This window comes from Arthrobacter oryzae (assembly GCF_037911235.1).
In the GTDB taxonomy this organism is placed as follows: Bacteria; Actinomycetota; Actinomycetes; order Actinomycetales; family Micrococcaceae; genus Arthrobacter; species Arthrobacter oryzae_E.
In genome coordinates this window covers 12,799-27,983 of the sequence record NZ_JBBLYW010000030.1, presented here as the reverse complement: position 1 = coordinate 27,983, position 15,185 = coordinate 12,799, and the positions used below count along the sequence as shown (strand labels likewise).

Below are 15,185 nucleotides of genomic sequence, written 5' to 3'. Positions count from 1 at the left end.
ACTCACCTCGCCGCTCCCACCCGGCTGAGGTCAGGATCGGCCTGGCTGCGGTTCTCCGGCGGCAAGGCGATCTGCAGCTTGCGGACCTTGCCCCGGCCCACAATGTAGCCGCGGCCCGGAATGAAATCGGAGCTGATCTTGCCCAGCGAGGTACTGAGGAGAGAGTCGCCCTCGATGTCGCCCGGGTTGATCAGCAGTCCGCGCCTGCCCGACTTGAACGGCTGGGACAGCGACCAGGCGGAGGACCAGGTGGAAGTCTCAGACTCCCCCACCACCCATTGGTCGGCCTTGATGGACGTGGTGACCAGTTGCTCGATGCCGGACTCGGCGCCGGTGTCCGTGAACTCGGTCAGCCCTTCGATGAAGATGGCAAGCCGGCCCGGGTTTTCCGAGGAGTAGTCCACCAGCGCCTCAATTGCCGCTTCGACGTCGTCAGCCCCCACGAGGGACCGGTTCCAGACTTTCAGCGATGCGACGGCGGACCGCCGGGAGCCGATGTAGACCAGCTCGGTGCCGGGGTTGGACCGGCGCAGGGCGTAAGCCATGGTGACCAGGGCCACCGTGCGGCCGGCGCCCGGCGGACCCGCGACGAGAAGCGGTCCCTTGGCCACGATTTCGGCCGGCTGGAGCGTCTCGTCGTCCACGCCGATGACTGGCAGGTCCACGCTGCCGGCGGGAAGGATGTCCAGGTCCACCTGCTCGGGCAGCCTTTCGATCTGCGGCGCCTTCTCCACCCCCTGGCGCAGCATGGCCTCGCTGAGCTTGTGCACCTCGCGGGCCTGGAGGGCCAGGTTGGAGTCGCCGCCGAGCACGGCCAGCTGGACCTCGTGTGCTCCCAGCAGGCCGCGCCCCGGAGGCGAGGCCTGGCTCAGGACGTCCTTGGGCACGTCGAGCGAAATGTAGTCGTCCTCGGAGGAGAGGCGCAGGACCAGGCGCCGCTGGATGGAAGCCAGCAGCGAGGCCGGGACCGAGTTGGGCCGGTCGCCGGTGACAACCAGGTGGATGCCCAGCGGCCGGCCGTCCGTTGCCAGCTGCAGGAAGATGTCCCAGAGCGCGGACAGGCGGCTGTATTCGTAGGCTTCGCGGAAGCTGGACATTCCGTCCACGAGGATGAAGATCCGCTTCTCGTCCGGCTCGTTGGCCAGCTTGCGGTATTCCACGATGGTGGAGGCCCGGACTTCGGCGTAGCGGGCGGCGCGGTCGTCGGCAACGTCCCGCAGCCAGCGCAGCAGCCTGCCGACACGTTCGACGTCGTCGCCGTTGATGACCTCACCAACGTGCGGGAGCCCGTCGAGCATCTTCAGCCCCGAGGAGCCGCAGTCGATGCCGTATACATGGACCGGGCCTCCGCGCGGAGTGACCGCCGCGGCGATGGCGATGCCACGCAGGGCGGCCGACTTACCGGAACCGCCCGTTCCGTAGATGGCCATGTTGCCGTCTTTGTCCGGCTCATAGAACACGGTGGGCTGGTCCTGGCGGGCGGGATCGTCGGCCACGCCCAGGAGGAGTCGTTCGTCCGTCCTGGGATTGGGGAGCTTGGAGAAGTCGTAGGTCTTGGCCAGCTCGTTGAGCCACGGTTTCCGGGGCGGCGCGATGGAAAGCACCTCCGCGGCCTTGATGATGTTGGCCGTCATCCGGGCAATGTCATTGGGCCCCGCAGGCTCTTCACGTACCGGCTTCTCAGGTGCGGGTGCTGCCCAGCCGGGTCCCGAGCCGAAGGCCATTTCCACGATATCGATCTGGGGCGCCTGGGGCTTATCCGTGGTCCAGCCGCCTGCGTAACCGGTCTGGAAGCCCTGGATCCGGCCGGGGCCTGTCTTCGCAGCACCGCGGCCGGGGATCGAGGGGTCGAAGTACGCGGCGGTGGGAACACCCAGAATGTCGGTGGCGTCGTCCTCGTCGGCCATGCGGAGTGCCACCCTGAGGTTGGTGTTGGCGCGCAGGCTTTCCTTGATGACTCCGGCGGGCCGCTGGGTGGCAAGGATGAGGTGGAGGCCCAGGGACCGGCCGCGGGCGGCAACGTCCACCACGCCGTCGACGAACTCCGGGACTTCCGTTGCAAGTGCCGCGAACTCGTCCACGATGATGATGAGGTAGGGCGGCGCCTCGGGATCCGCCTCGCGCTGGAGGCCCAGGAGGTCCTTGGCCTTTTTGCGGTTGAGCAGGTGCTCCCGGTAATGCAGTTCGGCCCGCAGGGAGGTCAGGGCGCGGCGCACCAGGTGCTGGGAAAGGTCGGTCACCAGCCCCACTGTGTGGGGCAGGTGCAGGCAGTCGGCGAAGGCGGCACCGCCCTTGTAGTCCACGAACAGGAAGCTCACCCGGTCCGGGCTGTAAGCCGCGGCCATGCCCATGACCCACGACTGCAGGAACTCGGACTTGCCGGCACCGGTGGTGCCTCCCACCAGGGCGTGCGGACCCTCGTTTTTCAGGTCCAGGTACAGCGGTTCGATGCCCTTGGACCCCACCAGGGCACGGAGGGTGCCGTTGTCCTTGCGGTTCGCGACGGCGGTGGCGTGGACGGAGTTGTTTTCCTTCCAGCGGTCCGCCACGGCCTGCGGATTGTCCATGAAGTCCTTGCCGATGAGGCTCACGTAGGACACGGCGCGGGGCAGGTCGGATTCGTCGTCGACGGGCTTGCCGACGTCGATGACCGGAGAGAGCATCCGGGCCAGCTGGGTGGCGAGTTCGGCGTCGAGGCTTTCGCAGCTGACCGGGTAGGTGTGGCGGCCAAGCCGGACCTGGCCGGTGGTGGTTCCGTGATCGCCGTCCACCACCATGAAGTCGCGGCACGCGGCCGGAAGCGACTGGACACTCGTGGCCACCCACATGACATGCACGCCCGAATCAGGGCCGCGTTCAACCAGCCTTGTCAGTCGTCCGCGGTCCACCGGGGCGTCGTCTTCGACGATGACCAGCACGGACGGAAGGACGGGCCCCGGGATCTCCCCGTTCTCGCCGTCGATGCCGGGCCTCGGGACGGGACGCGGCGACTGCGCGCCGGCTTCGCGCTGGTCGATCAGGTCCTCCAACCGGGCCAGGAGCGAGGATCCGCCGGCAGGCCCTGCCGCCAGGTGGTCGCCGCTGAGCGGGCTGTGCCCTGAACCGACATGCGGCAGCCACTGAAGCCAGTTCCAGCGTTCCCGCGATTTGGCCGAGGTGATGGCCGCGACCACCACTTCGGCCGGAGAGTGCAGCCCCACGGTCTGCAGCACCATGCCGCGGGCCACGTCGTCCACCAGGCCGCGGGCACCGGCCAGCCCGAAGGCTCCGGCGGAGCGAAGCTGGGAGACGATGGGCACGCCTTCGATGTCCTGGAACTGTTTGAGGCAGGCCTGGATTTCCTGCATGTATTCGGCTTCGGTTTCGTTGTTGCCCGGCTCCTCGAACGGGATGCGGGACGGCGACGTTCCCAGCCCGAAGCGCAGGCCCAGGAAACCCTTGTGCTCCGGCCGGTGCGTCCAGAGCAGGGGTCCCAGCTTGTAGATCGAATCCACGGTGTCGCTGACGGACGGAGCTTCCTGGAGTCGCACGGACCGCTCGATGTTCTGCAGCTCGGTGATGTCCTTGCGGAATGCAGCCATGGCTTCACGGAACTGTTTGAGCTGCTCTTTGCGTTCGCGCTTGCTCTGCATTTTGTGGTCCACATAATGGCCGATGATGAACAGTGGCATCATCATCATGAACAGGACCGAGAGAACGTTGCCCGTAACGGCAAACAGGATTGCGCCCATCATGAGCGGAGCGATCAGCATGATGTAAGGGAACGGCTGGTGTTCCTGGCGCTTGGGGCCGGCCGGCAGTACGCGTTTGGGCGGGGCGAAACGCGGCACCACGCGCGGCGAGCGGTTGAAGTCCACCAGCGGCGACGTCGGCGCGCCACCGTGGTGCCCGAGCCCCACCACGGAGACAGTGGTGTCGCCCAGGGTGACCGTATCCGAGGAGTTGAGCGTGGCCCGGGTGACCGGCAGCCCGTCCATGATCAGCCCGTTGGCGGAGTTCGTGTCCACGATCTCCACGGTCTCCCCCACTGTGATGCGGGCGTGCCGCTTGGAGGTCATCGGGTCCGAGAGCCGGATGTCGACGTCCCGGTCCCGGCCGATGTAGCTGGTGCCGGAGGGCAGCGAAAATTCCTGCCCGACGTCGGGACCGGACAACACGCGGAGGGTCGCCGCAGCGGGCCCGCGGTCGGCATCCCGTGCCCCGAACTGCTCGCTGACCTGTGCCAGCGAGACGATGGACCCCGGCCTGAGCCCCGATTCCAGCAGGTTGTCCGCGCGGTTGAGGATGTTGCCGCGCATTCCGCCGGCCACGAACGCCTCGTCGATACAGAGCGACAGGTTCTCCGGCGGCTGCGTGCCGCGCCGCTCAGGATCCGCAGCCCAGAGCTGGATGGCGATGTCCGCCACCGTCGCCAGGCCGTCAACAGTGACGGCGAGGTCCTTGGCCTCGGCCGGGTCCCGGCGCAGTGTCAGTCGGATTTTCACCCTTCGTCGACCCCCCTCATCTTTTCGATCAGGTGCAGGTCGTCCGCTGTCACCAGGTGCGACGTCACCGCGTGCTCCACGAGCCGGGCACGACGGTTGGTGGCCAGTTTTCCGCCGCCGCCGCGGAGCCCGGCAACGCCGACGCGGTCAAGTTTGTCGCACACATTGTCCAGCTTTCTGTTGAACCGGGTCAGCGCCCAGCCAAGGGTCTTGGCGGCAGCGGCCGACGACGGGATGGCACTGAAGCCGGTGCCGTCGCGCCGCAGCATGGGCTCGGCAAGGGCGACGATGAGGGCCTTTTGGGAGTCGGTGAAAACGACGGGACCAATGGTCGTGTCCCCACCGCTTTTTTCGTCGGGTGCCTCCTGCCGGAAGGAGGGTGTCTTCAGATGGACGGCGAACTCGTATGTGGTGGGGCCTGCTGTGAAGATCACGTTGGTGTGGCTGAAGACAAGCGGAATCCGGGCGCCGGGTGAAAGCCACGCCTGCATCCCGCCGCTGCCGTCCGCCACCGTGGCTGAGAGCATGCCACCGACATTGCTGAGCCACCAGATGCCGTCATACCGCGCGATCTGGAGGAAGCGCCGGTGCAGGTACGGGTTGTCGTCCACTTCCAGGTCGCCCTCGCGTCCGATGTTGAAGACGTCCTCGTCCGACGGCTCGTACCATTCGCCACAGAAATCTACTGCTAGATCCCCCATTTTCCGTGCCTCCTCAAAGGGCAGTGCTTAACTTCAGTTGCGTGTGGGCCAGCCGCGGCGCACCGCCGGCAAGCCCGGTACAGGAACGGTGCAGAGCCGCTTGTCAGGAAAAGTCGTCGCGGTAGCAGCCGACAGAATTGTTGATGTCCAGCGGAGATGACGACCCGTCCCTGCGGACAATCATCACCTGGACGCAGTAAACCTCGCCCGGCTTGAGAATCGGTTCCGCCTCCGGCTTGTCGGTGGCCTGGAACGTACCCTCGTCGAAGACGCGCCATCTATAGGTGTCGCCGGGTTTGGGCTGCGGATTGGTCCACGTGAATCGCACCTTTCCATCAGGCCCCCTGTCGCCCACGATGTCGGTCACGTCGGGTACGATGCCGTCACCGATGGCATCCGCTGCCAGCGAAGAAACCTGTTCGGTGGGTTCGGCCACCGGATCCGGCCGGGACGCGCCCAGGACAACACCGATCACGACGGCGACAACCAGCACCGCAGCACCCACAACGGACAGCCAGAGGTTCCGCTTGCTGTGATCAACCGGTTCTTGGGCCGCCCCATCCTGCACTGCCTCCGGCCGGTGGACCGTGGCGGCCACGTCGGCGTCGCCATGCCGCGGCCCTGCCGCGACGCTTCCCCGCAGCATGGTGCCCTGCGACCAGTCATCATGCTGGGGCGGGCGGGCGCCCGGACCGGAGTGCGGTCCCGGAACCGGCCCAGGGGCGGGCCCTCCCGGGGGTGCCGTTGGAACGACGGGAGTAAATGCGGACAGTGCCGAGGGACGCACCCGGGCAGGGAAGGTCGGGGCATGTCCTGTCTGGTCGGGATCCACGGAGGCGATGCTCCGGACGCGGGTTTCCTCGAAGCCGTCGTCCGGGTGGCTGTCCTCGGCGTGGGCGTCCTCCAGGACCTCGAAGGGCGTGACTGACAGGTTCAGTTCCGCCTGGATCCGCTGCAGCGCCAGCGCGAAGGCATGCGCCGAAGAGTACCTCGATGAAGCCGACTTGGCCATCGCCGTGGACAGCGCCAGTTCCAGCGATTCAGGGACATCCGCCCGCCCCAGCCGGGGCACGGGCGAGTTGGTGATCCGGGAAATCAGTTCGCGCTGGGAATTGTCCGCGCCCGGCAGGACGAACGGGGAGCGTCCGGCCAGGAGGGTGTACAGCGTGGCACCAAGAGCCCAGACGTCCACCATCACGCCGTCCACCGGACCGTCCCGGAACTGCTCGGGCGGGGACCAGGGAATGGACATTCCCGCGTCCTCGTCCGTGTCGCTGCCCAGGGTGCCGGAGATGCCGAAGTCAGTCAGTGCCGGGCGGTTGTAGTCGGTCACCAGGATGTTGGCCGGCTTGATGTCCCGGTGGGCGATGCCGGCGCGGTGGGCGGTCTCGACGGCGGAGGCCACCTGGATGCCGACTGCCAGGACTTCGTCCACGCTGAACCGCTGCCGGCGGTAGCGGACGTCCAGGCTGGGCCGGGAGCAGTACTCCATGGCCAGGTAGGAATGCCCGTCCGCAGTCACCTCGGCTTCAAAAATGGTGACGATGTACGGGTGCGAGGACAGCTGCGCCATCAGGTTTGCTTCGGATTCGAAGCGGCGCCGCGCACCCTCCGTCTTCAGGTCGGAGAGCAGCACTTTCACGGCCACCTTGCGCCGCGGCCTGTCCTGCTCATAGAGGTAGACGTCGGAGAACCCGCCCGAACCAAGCAGGCTGACGTAAGTGAATCCGGGAATGGCGGGCGGCGGGGCCACTGGCCGCTTGGTACTCATACAATCTCCTCGAACCGCAACGACACGTCGTCGCCGAGTTCTGCAATGTCACCGTCAAGCAGGATGGCCATCTCGTTCTGGGCGAGGCGCCGGGGCTGCTGCCCCTCCCGCACCAGGACAGTCCCGTTGGTGGCCTTGAGGTCGCACAGCATCACATGCCAGCCTTCGAGGCGGACCTCAACGTGCGACCGGGAAATGTCGCCGCTGGGGCTCGCCACCTGGACGAGCCGCGGCATTCCTCCGCCCTGCACCCTGGAGACAGACGGCTGGCGCCCAATCACCAAGGACTGGTCCAGGTCGATCAGGTCACCGGTGGACAGCCGGACGCGTCCGAGCCGCGGCCGGCGGACCTGCACCGCGTCGGCGGCCAGCGCCAGGCCGCAGCCGGCGCACTGCGAATGCGTCGGCGGATTGGCGTGGCCCTGCGGGCAGACCCGTGCCAGGACCATGGGACCGGTGGCGGGACCGCCTCCGCCTGCCTCAGCCTGCACCGGCGGAGCAGTTCCGAGTCCGGCGAGGTCGCTCTTCATGATCGTTTCGCCGTCGTGGTCGCCTTCCAGCAGCGGCGGCAGCGCCGCCGGGCTGTCCCGGTCCGGCGTGTCCGCTGACGCGAGGGATGCCGGGGCGGGAACGAACGACGGCGGTCCGGACGGCCGGGCGGGTTTGTCGCCGCCGGTGTTCCAGGGGACGGAATCGATCAGCCCGCCCTGCAGCTGGGCAGGTATGAGGGGTCCGTGGTCGGCGGCCGCCTGCGGAGCGACGTCCTTAAGACCGGATTCATCCGTGCTGCCCCCGTTGTCGGCAGGCCCGGCACCGGATTCGGCTTCAGGCTCGTCTTCAGGCTCGTCCCGGATGGCTGCGTCCTCGATCCGGCGCATCACGGTCTTGTCCCACAGGTGGTCGTAGCTTCCCGTCAGCTCGTTGGCCGGGACTGCCTCAGGAGCGTCAGTCCCCGTTAGATCCGGGAGGACGGTCATTCCGGCGTCCGTGTACTCGAGTTCGTCGTCGGGAAGGCCCATCACTGTTTCGGCGGATGCACCGTGCTCAGTGCTTGCGCCTTCAGCGGGTACGTCGTCAGCAGCGGGGACGTAGTCAGCAGCGGGCACGTCGCCTATGGTTTCGGATGCCGGGAGGTGTTCGGGCACCTGGACAGGGGCCACCAGGACCGTGGCCTCCACGATCGGTACGTCGCGGACCGGGGCCTCCACGACCGGGACATCGCGGACCGGGACCTGGCAACCCACCGTGAGGCTCTGCAGGAGCACAACGCCCTCACCGAGCGGGAGTTCGGCGGCGCCGGCCGCATCGCCGGGAACCGCAACCCTGTACCACTCGGGTTCGCTGAGCCTGCGCTCGGTCCAGGTGGTGACGTCCCGGCCGTTCAGTTCCACCGCACCGGCGCCAAGATGTGCTGTCAGCTCGATGTCACCGCGGAGGAAGACCCGCAGGGAGTCCCGGAAATCCACAATGCCGAACCACGGGATCTGCGCCAGGGAGCCGGAGGAGGCGCTGGTCACCGCGTGAAGTACCTCGTGGACCTCGGGCTCTCCGGCCAGCAGCTCCCACAGGGAGTCCGTGAGCGCGGCCGGCGTCGCGGGCGGCAGCAGCACGGCGGTCCCTGACCGGACCACGCCCAGCCAGGTTCCGGGCGTGTAGCTACTTGAGCCCATCGTGGCGGCCCTCTGAGTCGGTTGCGGGGTCTTGCAAAGGTTCGGCAGCGTCCGCCGCGGCCTGCTCCGCGGAACCCGGTGCATCCGCGGGCTGCACCAGACCGGGAGCCTCGGGAAGTTCCTCGGTGTCCACTTCGGTGTTGTCCAGCACTTCAGTCGTGTCCACCTGGGCCCGGGGCAGGGTGTCCTCGTCTTCCGCCCCCACGGCGGGCCGGGGCGCGGTGTCCGTTCCGGCGTCGTTCATCACGTTCTTGGCGTCCACGACGATCACGGTGACGTTGTCACGTCCGCCGCTTCGGAGTGCCGCCTGGATCAGGGCGTCAACAGCGTCCTGGGGATGGCCCACAGTGCTCAGGATGCGGAACATGTGGTCGTCCGTGAGCTCGGCGTTCAGCCCGTCCGAGCAGACCATGATGCGGTCGCCTTCCTCGACGGGCAGCAGCCAGTAGTCGGCCTCGGTTTCGTCACCGGTGCCCAGGGCGCGGGTCACCACGTGCCTTCGGGGGTGCACGGCCGCCTGCTCCTTGGTGATTTCGCCGGCGTCGACAAGCTCCTGGACCTCGGAATGGTCAACGCTGACCTGCACGAACTCACCCTGGCTCAGCCGGTACGTCCTGGAGTCGCCGATGTTCACCACCAGCCAGTACGGGACACCCATCTGTTCCACCAGCACCACCCCGGCGAGGGTGGTGCCGGCCCGGGAGCCGGTGGCGGTGCGGATCCGTTCATCGGCGCTGACCAGATACTGCTGTACGACGGCGGCCGTGGCGGTCCGCTCGCCGGTGGCCAGCTGCGGCATTCCGGCGAGCGTCCGGACGCAGATTCCGCTGGCGATCTCGCCCGCCTCGTGGCCACCCATGCCGTCCGCGACGGCGAACACGGGGTCGGAGGCGATGAAGGAATCCTCGTTGAGTTCCCGGCGGAGGCCACGGTCTGTTCCGTAGCCGCAGCTCAGTTGGAGTCCGGGCTCCCTGCCCGTTGCGGAGGTGGCTGCTGCCGGCTCGGAATTCATGCCTGTCCTAGGTGGAAGGTGCGGTCACCGAAGTGCACGGTGGACCCTGGGCGTACAAAGGCGGGTTCCCCGGCCTGCAAAGCAGTCCGGACGCCGTCCGGAGTGGTGACGGCGCTGCCGTTGGTTGAGTTGCGGTCGGTGACCCAGACTCCCCCGGTGTCCTCACGCAGGTGCAGGTGGGTCTTGGAGATGGAACGGCCGGGATCGGCCACTGCCAGCAGCTGGGCAACCTGTTCACCCGGGAGGCCGCTGGGGTTCCGGCCGATAAGGACCGACTGGTCGAGCTGGAAATCGCGGCCGTCATCAAGCCTGAGCCGCAGCGCTGCCAGCGGTGCCGGGACGGTCTGGCCGCGCATCCGGGTCCGGTCGTGGTAGTCATCGGGATGAAGCGCCCACACCTGACCCTGGGTTTCCTGAAGCCGGGGTTCCTGAAGCTGAAGTTCGGGGTCCGGCAGGGGCTTGGTCTGCACAGGGGCAGGCTGCGGCGCCTCGCGGACCGGGGCGGGTGCGGGCTGCGGCCGGGGCACGGCCGGCGGCTGCCACTGGTTCGGGTTCAGGGGTGGCTGCGGGATGGCTGCCGGCTGGTTGATAGCGGCTTGGGGTTCCGCGGTCTGCACGGTGGCCGCCTGGCCCGGCCTCGGGGCCGCACCCGCGATCGGTGAGGAAACCTGTTGCACGGGAGGGAGATCCAGCGGCGCGAAACTATACGGCCCCTGGATGCCTCCGGTGGTCACGGGGTTCCGGCCCGCGTTGACATCAAACATGAGGGTCTTGGCCGCAGCATCATGCCAGCCCCTGAGCTTGCCGTTCTTGTCCCAGGAGTTGGACACCACCACCACGAGGGCCCAGGCGACACCCAGCAGGGCCAGGGGGCCGAGGATCCACAAGCCAGCCCCGAACCATTGGAATACCACCACAAACACGGCTGCGACCACGGCCAGGAGGATGCCGGCCCCGGTGATGAGGCCGCGCAGGAACAGCGCGCCGGCGCCGGGGGCGTAGCCGTCCTGGTCGGTGCTGCGGATTCCCATGAGCCGGTTGCCGATGCTGTTGCCGGAGCGGCCCTCAATGGAGAGCAAGACCAGCATGTAAACCACGGTGATGCCGACGGCGATACTGCCCAGCAGCACCAGCATGGCTGTGTCATAGACGATCATGCCGCCGCTCCGGGTCCGGGTGATGCTGGCGAATCCGAGGGTCAGCATCACGACGAGCACTGCTGCCGGCCCCACCCAGTCGAGCACCGCGGCGCCGAGGCGCCGTCCGGCCGCCGCGGGAACCACATCCAGCCTGCCACCCATTCCGGTACCTCCCCCTTGTACGTGCGAGCCGTGCGTTGGCACACCGGCCCAGGGGCCGCCGTGCACCGGGGCCCCGCGTTCGGGAACCCCTTGGCGGGTGCTGCCCGAGCCGGGGGCGCCCGGACCGGGGACACCCGGCGCGGGGGTTTCCGCCCGGGCCTGCGCTACGGGGATACTACCCGGAAACGGGCTGCCCTGCGCGGCGGCCCGCTCCATGAGCTCGCGCTGCGAGTGGTCGATGTTCCGGTCGTTGCGGGCGGCCCTGTTGCTCAGCGGAGCACCGCAGGCCGGGCAGAACGTCGCTCCCGGACGGATCAACTGCTGGCAGCGCTGGCAGCGCTCGGCGTCATGCGTCATGGTTCGTTGCGGTTCTCTCTCAGATTGCGCCTCAGCACAGTCTGTTCGTTGTCCGGACCGGGGGCGGCAGGAGTTGCCGGCGCCGGGCCGCTATCCACCCTACCCGCGGGGGCAGTTGTTGACGTCCTGACCAGCCTCAAGCCCCTGAGCTGCAGCGCGGTCCGGCCGTCAGACAGGAGCGAACGCGGCGAGAAACGGGCCGCCTGCCGTCTCCAGAAACCGACCGTGGCCGTCATTTCCTTCAGCGAGCCGTCCACGATGGTCCAATACTCCCGGACCTCCGCTTCGCTTGGCTGGCCGGCACCGAAAATCGAGGCGTCGGCGCGGTGCGCCAGCAGGGTGGTGGTGCCGGCGGTTCCGGGGAACGCCTCCCCGAGGACGACGGCGGACTCCCGGCGGGTTGCCCGGGTGTCCACGGCGGCGCCCATGTCCGTGGCAAGGCTGACCACTTCGTTCCAGCCGCCGCCGACGCGCTGGGCCGGGTGCCCGTCGGAAAACCGGGCCTTGCGGCGCCGGCTCTTGAGCAGGGCAATGAGGAGCAGCGGCAGCGCCAGGATCCCGATGGGGATCAGGGCGATTCCGATTGCGGTAAGGATGGGTCCCCAGAAGAGCCAGGGGTTGTTCTTCTTCTGGTCCGCGTCCAGCGCGTCCGGGGACGAGTCCGGGGGCAGGTCCGCCGGCTCCTGCGGCGGGGGCGGCGGCTGCAGGACCTGCGGCTTGGGCTTGGACTTGTTCTCGGGGTCCGGCGGAATCGGGACGTTGTCCTTGGGCGGTGTGGGGTCGAAGGACACCCAGCCGACCCGGTCGAACGCCACCTCAACCCAGGCGTGGACGTCCTTGCCGGTGATCTTCACTTCGCCGGCGCCGTTCTCCGGGCTCTTCGGATCCGGGTAGAAGCCCATCACCACGCGGGAGGGGATTCCCAGGTGCCTGAGCATCAGGGACATCGCCACTGCGTACTGTTCGTCGTCGCCCAGCATCTGCTTGGCGGTCAGGAGGTTGCGGATACGTGCCGAGCCGTGCCCTGAGATGCTGGGCAGCTGCCCTTCGTCGATCAGGCCGTTGCTGAAGGCGCCCTTCTTCTGGAAATGGGCTTCGATCTGCCGGACGCGGTCGATTGCGGTGGGTGCATCGGCGGACAGGTCGTTGGCCTGCGAACCGACCACGGGCGGCACTTCCGAGGCATCCGGGAGTGCCACCTTGGCGAAGTCGTACTGCGTCAGCTGGCCGTGTTCGAGCTTGGCGGGATCAGACACCTGGACGCTGTATGCGTCGCCTTTCGCGAGGCCCCTGGTGGTCACCGCGGTGTCCGTGCCGGAGTTGAAGTAGAGCCCGGACGCGGCTCCGGATGAGTCGCCGGTGAAGCTGATGCCGGTGGTGCGGCGGCCGCCGGGCAGGAAGTACCCCTGGTAGTCCTCGATGGTGATGTCCAGGGTGTAATCGTTGCTGGGGACGATGCCGTCGGAGTCAGCCAGCGTGTTCAGGGACTTGGCATCCCCCACCTTGCTGAAGTTGCCGGAGCTGTCCGGGTCCATGTTGTAGTTGGTGCCGTTGAAGGCGTCCAGGGCCGCGAGGCGGACGCGTCCGTCCCGGGGCAGGCCCTTCACCACGAACAGGTTGTCGTCCTTCTTGTCCTTGACGAAGTTACGGAAGCTCGCCAGTGGTGTGATGTAGTCCTTCGGGTCGAACGGCGGAACGATGGTGTTGCGAAGGACCGTCCTGTCATCGCTCGCGGTGACCAGGGGCGAGGCCACCGCAGTGATGGCAACGCAGGCAGCGATGACGCCCGCGGCGGATCCCAGCCGGCGGGCCTTGGCCCGGCGGGCAGTGCCGGCATCCGCCTCCGGACGGTTGACGGACACCTTGCGTGTGTCGCTGCGGCGGTGGGCGTCCCGGCGGAAGGTCGCCCATGCCACGGCCACCACGGTCAGGGAGATTCCGCGCTCCACGTTGAGGAAGCCGGCGTTGGTGCTGAACGCGATGCCGGTGACGAAGAGCACCAGGACGGGCAGGAGCGGCCAGTAGGGGCTCTTCAGCCGCCACGTCATCAGCCCTGCTGCCAGCGCCGTGATGAGCGCACTCAGGAACGGGACAATGAGCATGCCACCGGCGGTTCCGACCGGGACGCCGACAGTCAGCATGTCCTTCCACGCAAAGACGACGCCCAGCAGCAGGGTCCGCAGCGACTCGAAGCTGGGGATAAATCCGGCGATGGCGGCGTCCGGTACGGCAAACAGGGTGCCGAAGACCAGGTATGAGCCGAGCGTAGCAGCGGCGGTGATCAGCGCCCCGAGCTTGAAATGGGCGTTTGCCGCGGCAATGCCGAGGCCGAGCAGGATGCCGCCGAAACCGGCGATCAGGTAGTAGGGATCTCCGCCGAAGCTGAGGCTGAACCCGAGGACACCCAGCCCCAGCAGGACAACCAGGGCGCCGGCGTCGAGCGCGGAATGCCAGGCCGGCTGGCCGTCCCTGAAGGCGGACGATCGAGACGGCGCAGGCTGGCGGCGCTGGCGGAATGCGGGCGCGGCGCTCATGCGGCGGCCTTTCTGAGGATGATGGCGAGGTCGGACAGGTCCCCGAGCGTCAGGACTGTCAGGTCCGCGATGTTGGCGCGTGCCGGAGCGGCCCCGGGCTGAAGGCGGACGGCGAGGCTGCGGACTCCCGGCGGTACCGAAGCGGCCGCAGAACGAAGCTGGGCGGGGGTCACCCGGCTGCCCACCACGAAGAAGACCACTGAGGCGTTCGGGACAGTGTCCGCCAGCGTCCGGGCGAGGTCGACGGCGGTCTTCCGCATCGGGGACCCGACGATCCGGGTCATGTCGTCGAGCATGTTCCGGCCGGTTTCACACCGGAGGGGACCCTTCTGGGTGAGGACATCGAGTTCGCGCTGCTCGCGGATGGCCTGGCGCCCGATGGACGCAGCCGCGGAGATGGCCATCTCGAATTCCTGTTCGGAGTCGTACTCGTCCGTGTTGATGGACAGCGAGATGGCGAGGTGGGCGCGGCGTGTCTCCTCGAACTGGCGAACCATGAGCTTGTTGGTCCGCGCAGTGGTCTTCCAGTGGATGTGCCTCCGGTCATCGCCGGGCACGTAGTCGCGCAGCGCGTGGAAGGACACGTCGGCGCTGGACAAGTCCGTGGTGGGCATGCCCTCAAGGTCGCGGATGAAGCCGGCGGCGGACCCGGCCAGGGCAACAGTCCGCGGGTGCACGTAGAGGTCTTCCGGTTCGGTCCATAGCACCTGCCGCCGCAACAGGTGCAGGGGGTCGGCCCGCACGGAGCGCACCGGGCCCACCACAATGACGGCCCGGCGGGCGGTTGGGATGGTGAAGAGGTCCTCGTGGACCTGCTGCGGTTTCATCCGCGGCAGGTGGAAGACGGCAGTGGCGGCTCCCACCGGCAGTTCCAGCGCTGCCGGCAGGAGGGGACGCGTGGAGGTGTTGGAGACTGCGATGCTGCCGACGGCGCTGTCCCCCACGGCCACCCTGGTCTTGGCGAGGTCCAATACCACGCCGTAGGAGGAGCGGCCGAGGATGAATCCGACGGCAAGGACGAACAGGACGAAGGCCGCCACCGCCGCTGCCTTCGCTTCCTGCCAGCCGTAGGCCTGGCCCACGCTCCACAACAGGATGGAGGCGGCCAGTACGGACCAGCCGAGGACGCTCACCACCGAGAGAACCGGCCAAACGTACTTCAGCCAGAGCCCGCGGACCCCGGACCAGGCGGGTGCGAGGGCGAGGCCTGCCGTGCTGACGGCCTCGGACCACATGGCGGCGGGGTGCAGCCTGGCGGCTTTCCCGTCACCTGAAAACGGCCCTTTCAGGCGGTCAGCAAGCCGGGTCAACGGAGTGCTGCTGGACATATCTGTGCCTTTGTTCGCGCGGTGAAT

General features: G+C 68.0%; 8 protein-coding genes. All 8 read right to left on the bottom strand.

Annotated features, from left to right (window positions below):
* Positions 1-2 precede the first annotated feature (2 nt).
* Complete coding sequence (locus WMN78_RS08675) at positions 3-4,484, bottom strand: FtsK/SpoIIIE domain-containing protein (RefSeq protein WP_340533354.1); 4,482 nt, start codon at positions 4,482-4,484, stop codon at positions 3-5.
* Complete coding sequence (locus tag WMN78_RS08670; RefSeq protein ID WP_340533353.1) at positions 4,481-5,185, bottom strand: hypothetical protein; 705 nt, start codon at positions 5,183-5,185, stop codon at positions 4,481-4,483. Before WMN78_RS08670 ends, WMN78_RS08675 begins: the two co-directional genes overlap by 4 nt.
* Before the next feature lie 103 nt (positions 5,186-5,288).
* Entirely contained in the window at positions 5,289-6,956 is a 1,668-nt protein-coding gene (locus tag WMN78_RS08665; protein WP_340533352.1) for a serine/threonine-protein kinase, read from the bottom strand.
* Positions 6,953-8,626: an FHA domain-containing protein gene (locus WMN78_RS08660; RefSeq protein WP_340533351.1), complete on the bottom strand. Its 1,674-nt coding sequence runs from the start codon at positions 8,624-8,626 to the stop codon at positions 6,953-6,955. Before WMN78_RS08660 ends, WMN78_RS08665 begins: the two co-directional genes overlap by 4 nt.
* Entirely contained in the window at positions 8,613-9,638 is a 1,026-nt protein-coding gene (locus WMN78_RS08655; RefSeq protein ID WP_340533350.1) for a PP2C family protein-serine/threonine phosphatase, read from the bottom strand. Before WMN78_RS08655 ends, WMN78_RS08660 begins: the two co-directional genes overlap by 14 nt.
* Entirely contained in the window at positions 9,635-11,296 is a 1,662-nt protein-coding gene (locus WMN78_RS08650) for an RDD family protein (protein WP_340533349.1), read from the bottom strand. The genes WMN78_RS08655 and WMN78_RS08650 overlap by 4 nt, the downstream gene beginning before the upstream one ends.
* Positions 11,293-13,830 (bottom strand): transglutaminaseTgpA domain-containing protein, encoded by a 2,538-nt coding sequence (locus tag WMN78_RS08645; RefSeq protein WP_340533348.1) that lies wholly within the window; start codon positions 13,828-13,830, stop codon positions 11,293-11,295. The genes WMN78_RS08650 and WMN78_RS08645 overlap by 4 nt, the downstream gene beginning before the upstream one ends.
* A complete protein-coding gene (locus tag WMN78_RS08640; RefSeq protein ID WP_340533347.1) occupies positions 13,827-15,158 on the bottom strand; it encodes a DUF58 domain-containing protein in 1,332 nt (443 codons plus the stop codon). Before WMN78_RS08640 ends, WMN78_RS08645 begins: the two co-directional genes overlap by 4 nt.
* Between the last annotated feature and the right edge of the window lie 27 nt (positions 15,159-15,185).